Here is a 13,783-nt window from a genome sequence, read left to right as displayed (position 1 = left end):
ACCACACGGAAGATTTTCTGTATGGTAGAAGCACAGTCCACACGGAAAGCATGATTAGTGACCCTCTACAAGCAGAGCGGCTCCGGCTTCAGCAGCTAGAAGACGCAATTCGATCGACGGGTCGAGTTGCTCCAGCAAAGTGCTGGCTCGCAGAATCTCACGAGACTAAAAACTTCAAAACCTACACCTACATTCGGCTAGTGACGGAAAAAGCGAACGGCAAAATTAGCAGCCCATCATTGGGGAGACCGGGCAGTGTTCGTCATCGAGAGTGGCAGTCCGCGATCGCTCGGCGAGAAGCGCTCAACGAGATCAGTCAGCAAGCGACGATGCTTGAGGAATTGATTCAACGACAAGAAAATAAGCAAGAATGCATTGATAAAGCGGTGCGTCTTGATAGCATGGGGTAAAGTACCTGTCAGCAAGGGAGCAAAGGCGATGTACGCACCCGTTACAAAGCTTCTGACGTTTGAAGAGTTTTTAGCCTGGGACGATGGGTCGGGCAGAGAGTTTGAGCTAATTGATGGGGTTCCCGTGCCATTATCAGAACCGAATGCGAATCATGAGGACTTGATTGAGCGGCTGTGTGCCTACCTGGAAAGCCACTGCCAAGATAATGACCTGCCTTATGTGTCTCGGCAGTCTAAGCAGATTCGGCTCAAAACAGAGCCAGGAGAAAAGGAAAAAAGCCGAAAAGCAGATATCGTCATCTTTGACAAAGACGAGTGGCAGCGAATGAAGAGTAGCTCTAGCTCTGCGGCGGCATATGTTCCACCGCCTGGAGCGATCGAGGTGGTCAGCAATAACTGGAAGGATGACTATCTGACAAAACTTGCTGAATATGAAGAGTTGGGTGTTCTGGAGTACACCATTGTGGACTACGCGGCATTTGGTGGGATTCGGTTTATTGGATCTCCGAAACAGCCGACGATCACGATCTATCAACTTGAAGATGGAGAGTACCTACCAGGCAAAATCTTTCGAGGGCAAGACCGGATTGACTCTCGGCTGTTTCCGAATATTTCCCTGACGGCTGAACAGATCTTTGCGATGAGTCGTTGATCGGGAGATTCTAAGCAGAAAGCGATCGCGTTTGTCTTGATTGAGCTTGGAGAATGGTGCAATCGCAGCATCTAAAAAATAAAAGTTGCGCGAAGCGCAAGAAAGAAGGGTAAAGAATCAAGAGCAAAGGGCAAGAGAGCAAAGGGCTAAAGAGTCCTCGGCGCAGAACAGACAACGCGAAAACCGACTAAGTAGCTGCGCCCCCCCGCAGCATCGTCGTAGCGAGTCGCAGAACGACAGTTCCCCGGATCGAAGAGCCAAGAACCGCCCCGCAGCACACGAGATGCATCTTCCCCAGCTTCAGGATCTATCCATGCACTGCCATCAACTGGAGCACCCTCATAGTCGCTGTGCCGATGATCCTCACACCATTCCCACACATTCCCGTGCATGTCACATAACCCAAAACCGTTTGCAAATCCAAACTGCCCAACTGAGGTAGTGCCCTCAAAATCCTTTTTCTTAACGGTGATTTTGATTTTGCCGTAGGAGGTATTCCAGTCATAGTTTGCCAAATCAGGCGTAATTGTGTTGCCAAAATAGAACGGCGTTGTGGTTTCGGCTCGACAGGCATACTCCCATTCTGCTTCGCTCGGTAAACGATAGGATCTTCCGGTGTAGTGAGCCAGACGACAACAAAACTCGGTGGCATCGTGCCAAGAGACGTTCTCAGCAGGGCGATCGTCTCCCTTGTAATCTGAAGGGTCGGAGTCAAGTTCTCGACTCGCTTGCGGCAGATTTGCCACAAATCGCCATTGTGCTTGCGTAATCGGGTATTTCCCCATACAGAATTCGGCAACCGTCACAGAATGCTGTGGGCTTTCGTCGCCATCGCGCTCTGGCTCATTCTCTGGAGATCCCATCAAAAAGCTGCCCTCCGGAACTAGCACCATATCCAGGTCTAGGGTGTCGCCCAGACTCTCAAGATAATGTTGTGCTTTGCGTATTTCGCGTCTGATGCTGAGGGTCATAGGAAGCAACGGTGAGGGTAGGGTTGAGCAACTCTTCGCCGCAGCTACCAAGCTACTCAACCCCGATTGATTTTTCGATGCTGGATCATTTTCCACTTTACGACTTCTGGCTTCGTTTGAGTCCACCAGGAAATTAATTTCCTGGCTCATAGCTGAAGTCCATTGAAATGGACTAAATTGTGGGATGCGGAGTAGCGATCGGGTGGGTAAAGATGGCGTTTTGGCGAACGTATTATCATTTAATTTGGGCAACGAAGAATCGTCAACCGCTGATTCTTCCAGAATTTGAGGGTAGATTGTATGCCTATATCCAAGGGAAAGTTGATGCGAATGGTGGGATCTTACATGCGATCGGTGGCGTTGCTGATCACATCCATCTATTAGCATCTATTCCGCCTAAATGCTCGGTTGCAGAGTTTGTGAAGTTAGTCAAAGGCAGCAGTTCGCATTATCTTAACCAAACACTGGGTCACGAACACAAGTTTTCTTGGCAAGAAGGATATGGAGTGCTAACCCTTGGAAGCAAGCAGTTGAATGACGCAAAAGCTTATGTTCTGAACCAAAAAGAACACCACACTTTGAACACAGCGATCGCGATACTAGAATGTTCCCAAGCTGAGGATGATTAACGCTACGATTCCTGTCAGCTAAAATCTCAGAACTCCACCGATCGACTCTGCCTTTTCAGTCCGTTTCAACGGACTTCAGCCATGAGCCAGGAAATTAATTTCCTGGTGGATCATCAACGCAGTCTATCGGGACTGTGCTTGACGCTAATCAGTCCATCTGATAAATCATAAAGTCCCGCGGCAATCGGATCTCCAAGGATAAATTTATGATCTCTCGGCAATCGATTGAGAATCGGGACATGCCACTTAATCAGATCGTAGGTTTTTTGGATAATCGGTAGCTCTTGCATGGGAAGAAAAACTTAGAGCATCTTTTATCCTACGTCAATTTCACACTCCAAAACTCGATCCGCTTCGCGGAAAAGAAGGGCAAAGAGAAAAGAGCAGAGGGCAAAAGAGCAAGAGGGCAAAGGGCTACAGAGTCCTCGGCGCAGAACAGACAACGCGAAAACCGAGGTAGTTGAGGCGCCTCCCCGCAGCAAAGTAGAGGCGAGACGCAGAACGACAGCCGCGCGGATCGCCGAACCAAGAACCGCCCCGCAGCACACGAGATGCATCTTCAGCCGCATTGGTATCGATCCACGCACTTCCATCCGTGGGCGCTCCTTCGTAGCTGTCATGCCAGTGATCTTGGCACCATTCCCACACGTTCCCGTGCATATCGTACAACCCAAAATTATTCGCGACTCCAAAACTGCCAACAGGAGTTGTTGCTTTTCGATCAAGCCCTTTCACTCCTTGACCATAAACAGAGCTGCCATTGTAGTTCGCAAGTTCTGGAGTGATCGTTTCACCAAAGTGAAAGGGCGTGATCGTATCGTCGCCTAAAGCATCTCCTGCTCTCGAAACATCAGCAAGAAGGATAGGCGATGCACGGCAGGCATATTCCCATTCTGCCTCGGTTGGCAGGCGGTATGATTTTCCCGTAAATCGAGATAAGCGATCGCAAAACTCGATCGCATCACACCAAGACACTTGCTCAACGGGTCGATCGTCGCCTTTGAAATGTGAAGGGTCAGGATCAAGCGATCTCTTGACCTGCGGCAGCGCTTCTGCCACAATTCGCCACTGCACCTGACTAATCGGGTACTTCCCCATAAAGAACGAGTCAACGGTCACGGAATGCTGCGGGCTTTCCCAATTAGAGCGTTGTAAGTCATCATCTGGCGATCCCATCAAAAAGCTACCTGCTGGAATCGAGACCATCTCTAGCAGCACTTTCTGTTCGCTCAACTCTTCGACAAACTGCCAAGCCTGCCGTTGCTCCCGATGGATCACAAGCTCAGGTCCACGGCGATTTCGAGATTGAAGCTCGATCGTTGCGACGGTAAACTCAAACGGCTGAAGCGTCTCGTCGATGATACCCGTTTCAAACTCAAACTCCTGAAACGTCGGGAAGTCGTCAGTTTGGCATGACTCTGGCTCTGGGGAGGATGAGTATTGATGTTCGATATGCTGAACAAACTCACGATATCTTCTCCCCTTGCGCTTCAAAACCGCAGCAGTCACCGTTGCGAAGGGTCTGGCTCTTTCTACCAACTCGGCATTTTCGCTCTGGCTCCAGACTTGCAGTTCCGCCACAAATTCATCGAGAGACATGTCAAATTGCTTTTCAATATACTTTGACAAAACCTTCACAGTGTCCGTCACAGGAGCCTTTTCTAGCACCAGTTTCCGAATCGCTTCATCCACAAATCGGTACTCGACCTGATCAGGGTTTGTTTCAAATTTCAGAGGTTCGATCGGCTCTAGCAAGCCACCCAAAATCACCTCCGCTACATTCATCTGCTCAGAAGTTGGCAATAAAGTCTCCTGAATCAATCGAATCACCGGAAGCGTAATCACCGGAGAAGCAGCTACCAGACCGATGAGCCGTTGCGCGATCGGAGACGACTGCACCTGAAACCGCTCTAATCGCTCTTGAGGCGAGAACACATGAGGTGACACCTCATCTGCTTCTGGGGCAAACGATCGCACCCAGTAGCCCGGTGCCTCGCCTCGCCCCACCACCATCTGGCTCCAAGTCAATACCGAGGCTGGCTCTAACGGCACGATCGGGACGCACACGCTCGATTTAGGAGCCGATTCGATCTGCCAGACAGCACTCCAATCAACGGTTAATCGGCTATTAGGCAATCCAGGTTCTAGCGCAGTCAGTGACACAGGCTCAAAGCCCCGAATTGCCGTCCGCACCCATAGCCACTCTGGAAGAACCTGCGCGATCGCAACCGGGCTAGACTGTGCCCACAGTTTTAGCGTCTGGGTCAAGTCCGGTTGGTGCCATTGCTCTGCTACGCAATCCGTGATCAGTAAAATCAGCCTTCGTCCACTCGGATCAAGTAACTCTTTGGCTTGACGGGGAGCTTGTTGAAGGGCTTCGGAACCAATGCCCGGACGAAGCTCTAGCTGAGTTCCGCTCCAACGCAATCCCCAAAGCTGCACATCTCGAAACGTTCCATAATTTCGCAACAGCTTCCGAAACTCCAACACCGTCTGTTGCCAGATCAGCATGGAGGCGCTTTCGTCCGCAACCAAAACCAACTCTAGCCACGGTTCCAACGCAGGTTGGACGATCGGTTGCCAGACTTGCGTTTCAGCAATTTGTTGAGCGGTGGCTTGCTCATCCAACCCGTCTATTTGTCCCGATGGCACCTGTCGCATCAGGGGTCGCAGCGATCGCACCAAGGCTAACGGTTCCCGGATGGACGGCGGATTAGGCACTTTGAACGGAACCCGATCCAACACGGTATTTGTCATCAAATCTGCCTGCGATCGACGAGGCGCAATGCCAGCAACTATTTCAGACGTTGACCGAGAATTCGTGATTGAAACCGATGTAGAGATGGGCATCGGTGAGATCGGGGCAACTAGCGATCGCGCTTCCGTTGTTTCGATCCGATCCTCAGATTTCGCCTGGATCGTATTCGCTACGCTGCCTTGTTGTCGAACCAGAGTCAGCCAAACAATATCTGCCAACTCTTCAGCCGTCAGATCCAGCTTCTCTCCTAATTCGGCAATCCAGCGATCGATCATTGTCCTGTTCCAAGACTGCTGAGAGAACTAAATAACAACTCTTTGATGGCGGCTTCATCGGCATTCTGAGTTAACAGATACAACGTATTGAGCAGTTGATCCGTTGCTAAATTGCCATCTTCCTCCTCATTGCGATCTACAAAATCTTCAATGACTGAATCAAATTGCTGAATCAATGCCTCTCCCAAATGCGCTCTCACGATGCTCACCAAGGCTTCCTTTTGAGGATTCGGCATCTGTACCCGCACACAGCGCCGTAGGAATGCCGATGGGAAGTCTCGTTCGCCGTTACTCGTCATTACGACCACCGGGAACGCTTGACACGGCACTAATCCCTTCTGAATATCCACATTCAACCCGTCCTCAGATTCTACAGTTTGGGTCAGCGTTCCTCGTTTGGCAAGCCGTCGGAGTTCGGAGATTTCGTAGTATCCCTCCTCCAACAAATTCAGCAGGTCGTTAGGTAAATTGATGTCGCTCTTATCGACTTCATCAATCAAAAGTACCCGTGGACGCAAAGAGGGCAAGAATGCAGTGCCCACCGCGCCCAGGCGAATGTATTGTCCAATATTCCGAAAGTCTCGTTCTGCTAAAGGCTCGGATGAGTCAGTTTGACTGAGTTGAGCATCCTGTAGCCGAGCGATCGCATCATACTGATATAGCCCTTGCTGAAGATTCGATCGCGCCGTCACCGACCAAACGAGTACGGGGCCTAATTTTAACTCTCGTGCGATTGCATAGGCTAACGAAGTTTTTCCAGATCCAGGTTTCCCAGTAATCAACAAAGGTCGGCGGAGGTAAAGAGCCGCATTGACAGCTTCAATCACGTTCATCTGAGTCTGTTGAATGCGGAAACTTTCGCCCCGCTTTAAGTCACGCGATCGGGTTTGGGCAATCTTCTCTAAGTTCTGCCAATATGCCCGATCTCGTTTTGCATCAATCTCACCCGTTGAGTTTGCAAACCGCCGCCAGCTAGGAGCCTCAATTTTGAGAAGGCGATCAATGCCATTGTGAGGAGTGGTCGTTCCCCGAAAAATTTTCCAATCGTCGCTCATGCCGATCGTTCCCCTCTAGATTGAAATGGTTCTGAGACAGGCATCCGTTCAAAATCATCCCATAAAAGCGTAAGATGCCGTCCCCAGCGCGTCTGGGGATTTTCGCTATCATCAAAAGAGGACACCCGCTGTTTCTTCACCTTTTCTATCAAGTTACAGGGGCTGCACAGGAGATCAACGGTTAAGAACTGGTCAAATCTCTGCTCCAACTCGCTGCTAGAGAGTTCACAATCATGCGCCCAAACTGCCAGCGGAATCCCCGATCCCAGTATTGCCTGTAAAAATTTAAGCATTTCTTTTTGGGATTGCGGCAATGAGCAAGTGATTTTAATCCCAATTTTTTCCTTGAGGTTTTCCTGAAGCGCTCCAAATCTAAGACAATCTAACTGGCTGAGATGCTCGATGTTTTCGCGTAGTGAAGCGGGTTGAGGATTTTCCTGGAGTATTTTTTTAGCGCGATGCCAAGACTGAGAGAACGCATTTCTCAAATTGGGCTTCACCACTCGATCCTGCGATCGCACGACTAACCGATGCTGTACTATCAATGGCACAAAATTACCAAAACCATCTTTGATTTTCCACTGATCCACCCGCTCATTCAGGTACTGGTGAGGCAAAAATAGTTCAACCGTCAACGCATAGTAAGCACATCCCAATCGATTCTCAGGCTTCTCTAGCTCGTTAGAAATTGCCTGTTCAACAAATTGGGCAATGGTCTGCGGAACTTTCTTCCAAGTAGACAAAACACCCCGTTCTGTAGACTGTGGATCTAAATTCACAGGAATTTCTTTTGTATCACCTGTAGGAGCGACACAGTACAAAGTTGCAAGCGATCGCATTTTAGATTTTTCAGGACTCAACGTGATCATCAAGTAGGCTTGCAATCCCCCATTCCCCTGCTCAAAAGAGTTTGAAAGACCCGTCTGTGCATCATTTTGTTGAGGATCGACCTCTTGAAGCCACTCACTTAGCTGATTCTTTATGACATCCTCTAGAGCAGAAGACTCTGATAGGGACTGAACAAAGACGAGAATACTTGGGCGTTGCTTCGAGGTTGGATAATCTTCCAGTAAAAACATTAAAAGCGTTAAACATTTGAACCAGTTTGATAGCTCAGACTGACCAAAGGCTTGAATCTTTTGGGCACGATCGACCTCAATAGTTGAAGGCAAAATCTTTCTGCAAATGCCCCAAACGCTCATGAAGTCAGGGATACTCTTAAGAATCGTGAGTAGTTTAGTTAATAATTCAGCAGATAGTCGATCAATGTTATCAAACTCAAATAACTTGTCAATATAGGTTTCAATAAAACGTTGAATTTTCCGATTTTCGGACTTGCAGTTAGCAACTTCGATAATAAATTTATCAATATTCCCTTTCGACTCAAACCATTCGATCAGTTCAAATAGCCTGGATTCATAGGTGTCTCCTTTCTTAATCGAATCCCAGCGCAAATTTAGCCGCTTCCGAAGCATTTGTTTGAGATCATCTTCTTGAGCAAACGCATCCCCCAGAGCCGCCTCAAGCTCTTCAACCTGTTTTCCAAATAGTTCCCACTTTCCCATCTCAAACCTGTCGCATTTATTGAATGTTGTTACTCTTTAGGGGCAATCTTGGCAACGATTAGAGTGTAAAGAATCAGCAGGATTGAACCATACACGGGCTGATAGAAGCTGAGACTGGTAAAGGGTTCCCCCAAGGCAAACACCCACACGAAAAATGCACCTGTCGAGATCAGAATCTGCGTAATAGCAGGGGGTTGATTGGGTCTGGAAGTTTGCTGCCAAGTCCAGATCGGAGTCAGAATCAGCAGAGTCAGAAACAGACCCCACAACACGTTGCTTTGTGGAATCGCCGTCGCGCTCTTGACGATCCCTGTCAACGCTAGCCAAGCTCCATTCACATCCGCAGGAATATACTTGAGCAATCGATCCTGATAGCCATCTACCGCTTCCTTGGACGTTGCGGATTGCAGTTGTCGCGTAACAATTCTTCGTCCCATTCCGTCTGTTTCCCCTCGATCTTGACGTACATCTGAACTAAGTCAACACATCTGAAATTTGTGGATAGATGGCACTGAGTAGAATTCCTTCACACACCACTCCAGAACTTGTTGCCCGTTGAGCATGATGGAGAGCGACCAGCCGCCAGTCATCATTGAAACACGGAGAGCCACTAGACCCCGTAGAAGTTTGGCTTATGTACTGAATTAGACCTTCTTGTTCATATACACCCGTCACTCCATTCGTTCCGAATACAATCTTCATTGATTCGCCATTCGGATGTTGAAGAATGTGAATGCTATTTCCTTTTTCCAAAGAGATTTGAGCAAATTCCACTGGGCGAATCGCTTCAGCGTTCAGAATGGACGACTCTATACGCAGCAACGCATAATCTAACACTTGGGTTGGGCTAGAACGCATGATCGGGTTCTCTGCAAGCTGGAACGTCTGCCCGATCGCTTCAGTGCCAGCTTCCGTAGTCAATCGTCTAAAGCACAATCGCACTCGCGAAAGATTCTGTAAATCAGATTGAATCGCATCTTCGAGAACGTGGTAGTTCGTCAGCAGCAAATCTTGACTCAGCAGAACCCCTGTCCCAACCGCTCCTTGACCTTCGACTTCGATTCGACAAACGGATGAGGCTTGATCGACCCCTCGGCTTAGAAAGGCAACATCCCACAACTCAGGTTTTCGCCGCCAAAAACCCTGAAGTTCAAGCGGCTCCGTGGAACCTCGCCAGTCAAACTCAGGACCGTAAGCACCCTCTATGATTCCTGCTTCAGAAGGCAGAATTCCGAACGACTCCACAAACGATCGCAATCTATGATTTCCTGGATTACGACGAATAGCCGCACTCACTAATTCAGGAAGCCTCCCCTGCTCCTCTGCCCAGTCTATTAATTCAGCGACCGTCTCTGTGAGGGTGTTTCCTCCAATCTCCTCATCCATTCGCACATCAAGTTCTTCACGCAGCAGGCGCTTAAGTTTGGTTCTGTCGAGAAATGCCCGCTGTAAAGCCACTCTCAATTCCTCAATCTGTTTGCCTTTTAGTTCCATGCCCAGGGTTCCAGTTTGGTGAAAGAGAATGCCAAAGTTAGGGAGTGCAAGCGGGTTAGAGTGAGCAGGAGCGATCGTAGCAGAAATAATTTTAACGAGACAATTTTAGCTTTTCAATCTATGTGAAAGGATCAAGTTTTCCGCATGGTTAAAACTTTAACAGCACGGAAAATTTCTACAATCACCCTCTACCGTTACCGCTCTAGGTCACGGTTAAGCGAATTCGCGCGCTGACGATTCTTTCCATTTATGTTGTGAGCCGCCAGCTTCAAGAGTTCTTGCACATAGGCTTCTGCCTGCTCACGCCCAACGTTTTGTCTAATCTGCTGAACTTGAGGACTGTGAACCAGAGCTTTTACATCAGTGTCAGACTCGCTCTGAAGAATATATTGAGCGATTTCTAAATCCACTTCATGAATCGATTGCTGGTACTTGCTATGCTTGCGTATTTTTTGTGCCAGTGTTTCATAAAGGTGCTGGTAAACCTGTTTCTCGCGAGCTGCGTTCAAGTGCCCATATTCAGCTAAAGCACCAAGCGCTGACGATGTTTCGATTGTCTGTCGCATTGAAACAGGCCGAGACACCGCTTGATGCTCCAATCGACTCTTTAAAGTTTGTAGGTGGTAGAGCTTGCCCAGCCTTGAACTATTGATAGTTTTGCCCTCGACTTCGATTAACAGCCGTTCCCCTCTATGAGATTGATGAAGCTGCACAGGTACTCCAGATGCCTGTAAGTACTCAACGAGTTGCGGAATAGAAAAAACGTGCTGAATCGTTTGATTAAGTAGTCGGCGGATCTGCTGCGTTGCTGAGGGCGGCGGTCGGTCAATCACAGATGGCACTCCTCCGGCTAATCGCTGCTGGAGTCGAGGGAGGCTATATGCTCTTCCCAGTTTTGCACCCGCGATCGCGATACCGTCGAATTCAAACGAAATACCCCTGGGTTGACCGTCCACCGAGCAGTTCAGGCGAGTAGAAACTCCCATCTGCTTCAGACGATCGCTCAAATCGGTAATCGTCTCGATCGATCGATCCTGATTCAATGTGCGATCAATTAGATGCTGAAGTTGTTGCCGAGCAGAGGATTTTCCAGTTGTTCTACCTTTTTCAATTTCTCGACGAGTGGGTTGGGCACGATCGCTCTCCCAGCTTGGAGTCACCGGAACCAATGCATACTCGCTCCCTCTTTAATCACTCTCACTGAACTGAATTCTGAAACCTAGCAGTAGTCTGAGTTTCCTATCTTGGTGGCTCGAAAGTGACAAAAGAGCAAAACCCAAGTGCAGCCAGGCTTTTAGCTTTTACTCTCGCTAGAGTAACAAATGAGGGATATCTCATCGGATCTCGTGGGAAAATCAGCCCTATTCATTCTGAAGTTCGACAGGCTCTATCGGTGTTGAAGGAGAAGCAACTCCATTGTTCTGTGAATTAATTTGCTCCAAAGTTTCCTGGAGTAATTTGTCAACATTGGCTGAATTATCAACTTCAGCAAAAGATGTATCTTTATTGGATTCAGCATCAAGTTTTCTTCCACACCATTTGCTAAGGTCTATTGTCTTTCCATCTTTTATACGCATGTAGCAAAACGGCTCGTCTGCATTTGCGTTCATAGTACTTAAGCCAGTCATTGCTAGAATTGAGGTTGATGCCAATCCTATAACTAGATGTTTTTTGAGCATGATTGGTAAAAGAATAGTTTCGGAGATGAATTCAATATTCTAAGGTAGAATCACTGGTTGTTAAGTTCAGCCAAGGTTTTTGGAGAAGCGCTGTCTCGGTCAGCAAAGACTACAGCGATCCTCTTGGATTGTGAGAAAGGCTTCCGACGGAAGCCTTTCTCACAGAGCTTCTTAATTCCACAAATGGCTTAGGGCTGCTACAACAGAATTTTTGTGTTCAGTTTTCACATTAATTCCCTAACTTCTTGTCCTTTAGAACGTCTTAAAGAGCAAGAAGTTAGAAGAACTAACCTTATCGAATCACTGGCCGCGTTGCCCTACGAAGGGTTATCGTGTGAAACTTATCACCATTAGCGCTTCCTGTAATCACTCCTTTCGAGCAAATGCCTTGAAAAGTAACTGGTGCTCGACCTAAAAAGTTCTTATTATTGATCAGGGTAGCGATGGTAACTACACCTGTTCTAGTGATCTGGACTCTATATGTCAATTGCGGTGTAGGTGCAAAAGGCTGTTTGGGTGGCGGAACATTAATTATAATCTGTGGGGGAAATATGCTCCCCGAGGAATTCGCTGGTGATGAAGATAAAGGCGTACGTGTACCTGGAGGGATAGGAGACCACGTTGACGTATTCCAGCGTAGAGGGACTATACCCTGAATAGAGTCATCTGAAGAATAGTCTAGTGCTCCATTAGCGTATTCTACCAAGCCGGCAGTGGTCATGGTAATGTCGTCCGAGCTAAACCCAGCATCTTTATATGATGGGTTGATTGAATGGCTTGAAACAGTTGCAGCAATAGGTCTGGAACCATATGCTGCTCCTGCTTTTGAATACTGAATGAAGTCCTGCATCATAGCCTGACAATCATTTGCCAATGCTGGGTGTGTCGAGCCTAATAAGACTTTAAGTGAAGTTAATGAAACAGCAGCGAATAGCACGATTTGTTGTGTTTTCATGACAAACTTTGTGATAGATGTGGGATGAATGTACCGAGCAAAGAAGAAACGCTGGATGCGAAGACCAAATCACTGCAAGTCAAGTACTTGAACAAAAGGAACAAAAACAAGCATTTCAGTAACCAGAATGAGAGAGCCAAAAGTTACTGCCAAGTTTTTGTAGTTCGCAAAGTTCTCCTTGAATTAAAAGCAAATTGATGAACCGTCCACAATTTCATAATGCTGAGAACCGCAATTTTTATCTAGAGGCAACTTAAGCGCAATTTTGAAGCACTTCTGAAAAGGGCATTCTGATCTCAAACTGATCTAGAATTAGACTTGACAATTCAGACGTTCAGTGGTCATTGAATGCCAAAGCCATCAAAGCAGGGACTCGCGAAGATTAAGCAAGCCCTACGGAAAGCTAGAATAGAGCGAGGCTGGATCAAATGTGATCGACGGTGGCTTGTAGAAGCTAGTAAAATTTTAGACCCCGAAGGCGATTGGGATTCCAACGAACTCTACGCTGATGGATGCTCAGAAGGGACTTGGAAGCGATTTGTAGGCGACAAAAGAGAAGCCATCAATCCTCTTTCTTTTCAAGCTTTTTGTGAAGTGTTAGAACTAGATTGGCGTGAGATTATTGATACCTCTAATAACACTTATCAAGTATTTGAATCTGATCTGGAGTTGAAAATCGGATTGTCATCTGAAGCATCAAAGACAATAGCTGATCTTCTCAAGGATTTTGAGTATATTATCAATGCTTTTCTGCCAAAATCATTCCCTCGCCTAAATTTTGATATTATTGAATTAGGAAATGAAGAGGCTAGAAAAAACTTCCGAAAGCAAGGTCTCTACGATATTATAATGCTGGATGATCCTTGGATTCCGGGTTATTTGAATGACATTGATCCATTAAATAGCTACTTAACAGAACTTGGTTTTAGCAGTGAGTCTTTATTTGGTCAGGTATTTCTTGAATCATTTCAATCTGTTTGTATGCATGGAGCTCAAATAGTTGGACTTCCTATTCTAGGGAATGTGCAATTATTAATTCATCGACGCGATGTAGCAAATAACCTCTCAAATCAAATAGGAAATGACCTGTTTGATCGAGAGCTGCTACATCTTAATCTAGGTGTGATGGAAGACTTTCATTCTATTGTTCAAAGTATAGAAGCTGTTAATAAGAACTCCTATTCTGCTGTTCTAAATGCAAAATTTCTTCCCTTAGCTGTTCGTGACGATTCTAATGGCAATAAAGTCGAAGTCTTTTGGGAAATACTACGTGCGTTAGACCATGAAGCTGCTTGACTGACAAAACTAGGAAGCCGGAATGCAAGAGAGGACAGTAAATT

At 47.1% G+C, this 13,783-nt stretch carries 13 protein-coding genes; 4 read left to right on the top strand and 9 right to left on the bottom strand.

Annotated elements, in window-relative coordinates:
• Nucleotides 1-50: 50 nt before the first annotated feature.
• Both ACKFKF_RS18840 and ACKFKF_RS18835 read left to right on the top strand, forming a co-directional pair.
• Nucleotides 51-410, top strand: a complete 360-nt coding sequence (locus ACKFKF_RS18840) for a hypothetical protein (protein WP_446869110.1) — start codon at nt 51-53, stop codon at nt 408-410.
• 28 nt (nt 411-438) lie between these two features.
• Nucleotides 439-1,062 (top strand): Uma2 family endonuclease, encoded by a 624-nt coding sequence (locus ACKFKF_RS18835; protein WP_446869109.1) that lies wholly within the window; start codon nt 439-441, stop codon nt 1,060-1,062.
• Between the two features lie 146 nt (nt 1,063-1,208).
• Here ACKFKF_RS18835 and ACKFKF_RS18830 read toward each other — a convergent pair whose 3' ends face one another.
• Nucleotides 1,209-2,033 (bottom strand): formylglycine-generating enzyme family protein, encoded by an 825-nt coding sequence (locus ACKFKF_RS18830; protein WP_446869108.1) that lies wholly within the window; start codon nt 2,031-2,033, stop codon nt 1,209-1,211.
• A gap of 179 nt (nt 2,034-2,212) precedes the next feature.
• Between ACKFKF_RS18830 and tnpA the strand changes: the two genes are divergently transcribed.
• Nucleotides 2,213-2,662, top strand: coding sequence for an IS200/IS605 family transposase (gene tnpA / locus ACKFKF_RS18825; RefSeq protein WP_446869107.1), 450 nt, complete (start codon nt 2,213-2,215; stop codon nt 2,660-2,662).
• A gap of 113 nt (nt 2,663-2,775) precedes the next feature.
• Here the strand turns inward: tnpA and ACKFKF_RS18820 are convergent, their stop codons facing one another.
• The 8 genes from ACKFKF_RS18820 to ACKFKF_RS18785 all read right to left on the bottom strand — a co-directional run bounded on the left by ACKFKF_RS18820 (nt 2,776) and on the right by ACKFKF_RS18785 (nt 11,488).
• Nucleotides 2,776-2,952, bottom strand: coding sequence for a hypothetical protein (locus ACKFKF_RS18820; protein WP_446869106.1), 177 nt, complete (start codon nt 2,950-2,952; stop codon nt 2,776-2,778).
• Between the two features lie 124 nt (nt 2,953-3,076).
• Entirely contained in the window at nt 3,077-5,695 is a 2,619-nt protein-coding gene (locus ACKFKF_RS18815) for an SAV_2336 N-terminal domain-related protein (protein WP_446869105.1), read from the bottom strand.
• The gene (locus ACKFKF_RS18810) at nt 5,692-6,750 is read right to left on the bottom strand and encodes an AAA family ATPase (RefSeq protein ID WP_446869104.1); all 1,059 of its coding nucleotides are present in this window, start codon (nt 6,748-6,750) and stop codon (nt 5,692-5,694) included. The genes ACKFKF_RS18815 and ACKFKF_RS18810 overlap by 4 nt, the downstream gene beginning before the upstream one ends.
• Nucleotides 6,747-8,315 (bottom strand): VMAP-C domain-containing protein, encoded by a 1,569-nt coding sequence (locus ACKFKF_RS18805; RefSeq protein WP_446869103.1) that lies wholly within the window; start codon nt 8,313-8,315, stop codon nt 6,747-6,749. The genes ACKFKF_RS18810 and ACKFKF_RS18805 overlap by 4 nt, the downstream gene beginning before the upstream one ends.
• Nucleotides 8,316-8,344: 29 nt before the next feature.
• The gene (locus ACKFKF_RS18800; RefSeq protein WP_446869102.1) at nt 8,345-8,752 is read right to left on the bottom strand and encodes a hypothetical protein; all 408 of its coding nucleotides are present in this window, start codon (nt 8,750-8,752) and stop codon (nt 8,345-8,347) included.
• 37 nt (nt 8,753-8,789) lie between these two features.
• Complete coding sequence (locus ACKFKF_RS18795; RefSeq protein ID WP_446869101.1) at nt 8,790-9,809, bottom strand: effector-associated domain EAD1-containing protein; 1,020 nt, start codon at nt 9,807-9,809, stop codon at nt 8,790-8,792.
• A gap of 194 nt (nt 9,810-10,003) precedes the next feature.
• On the bottom strand, nt 10,004-10,969 hold the full coding sequence (locus ACKFKF_RS18790; protein WP_446869100.1) for a hypothetical protein: 966 nt from the start codon (nt 10,967-10,969) through the stop codon (nt 10,004-10,006).
• Nucleotides 10,970-11,170: 201 nt separating this feature from the next.
• Nucleotides 11,171-11,488, bottom strand: coding sequence for a hypothetical protein (locus tag ACKFKF_RS18785; RefSeq protein WP_446869099.1), 318 nt, complete (start codon nt 11,486-11,488; stop codon nt 11,171-11,173).
• Nucleotides 11,489-12,791: 1,303 nt separating this feature from the next.
• Here ACKFKF_RS18785 and ACKFKF_RS18780 point away from each other — a divergent pair.
• Entirely contained in the window at nt 12,792-13,739 is a 948-nt protein-coding gene (locus ACKFKF_RS18780) for a hypothetical protein (protein WP_446869098.1), read from the top strand.
• Nucleotides 13,740-13,783: the final 44 nt, after the last annotated feature.

It is taken from the genome of Phormidesmis sp. 146-12, from assembly GCF_052939495.1.
The sequence above is the reverse complement of the archived record's forward strand: the minus strand, read 5'-3'. Positions and strand labels throughout refer to the sequence as shown.

What these genes read in the sequence shown, in the direction of transcription:
- ACKFKF_RS18830 (WP_446869108.1), bottom strand. Translation starts at nt 2,033, where the DNA reads ATGACCCTCAGCATCAGACGCGAAATACGCAAAGCACAACATTATCTT.
- ACKFKF_RS18800 (WP_446869102.1), bottom strand. Translation starts at nt 8,752, where the DNA reads ATGGGACGAAGAATTGTTACGCGACAACTGCAATCCGCAACGTCCAAG.
- ACKFKF_RS18835 (WP_446869109.1), top strand. Translation starts at nt 439, where the DNA reads ATGTACGCACCCGTTACAAAGCTTCTGACGTTTGAAGAGTTTTTAGCC.
- ACKFKF_RS18785 (WP_446869099.1), bottom strand. Translation starts at nt 11,488, where the DNA reads ATGCTCAAAAAACATCTAGTTATAGGATTGGCATCAACCTCAATTCTA.
- ACKFKF_RS18805 (WP_446869103.1), bottom strand. Translation starts at nt 8,315, where the DNA reads ATGGGAAAGTGGGAACTATTTGGAAAACAGGTTGAAGAGCTTGAGGCG.
- ACKFKF_RS18815 (WP_446869105.1), bottom strand. Translation starts at nt 5,695, where the DNA reads ATGATCGATCGCTGGATTGCCGAATTAGGAGAGAAGCTGGATCTGACG.
- ACKFKF_RS18780 (WP_446869098.1), top strand. Translation starts at nt 12,792, where the DNA reads ATGCCAAAGCCATCAAAGCAGGGACTCGCGAAGATTAAGCAAGCCCTA.
- ACKFKF_RS18810 (WP_446869104.1), bottom strand. Translation starts at nt 6,750, where the DNA reads ATGAGCGACGATTGGAAAATTTTTCGGGGAACGACCACTCCTCACAAT.
- ACKFKF_RS18820 (WP_446869106.1), bottom strand. Translation starts at nt 2,952, where the DNA reads ATGCAAGAGCTACCGATTATCCAAAAAACCTACGATCTGATTAAGTGG.
- ACKFKF_RS18795 (WP_446869101.1), bottom strand. Translation starts at nt 9,809, where the DNA reads ATGGAACTAAAAGGCAAACAGATTGAGGAATTGAGAGTGGCTTTACAG.
- ACKFKF_RS18840 (WP_446869110.1), top strand. Translation starts at nt 51, where the DNA reads ATGATTAGTGACCCTCTACAAGCAGAGCGGCTCCGGCTTCAGCAGCTA.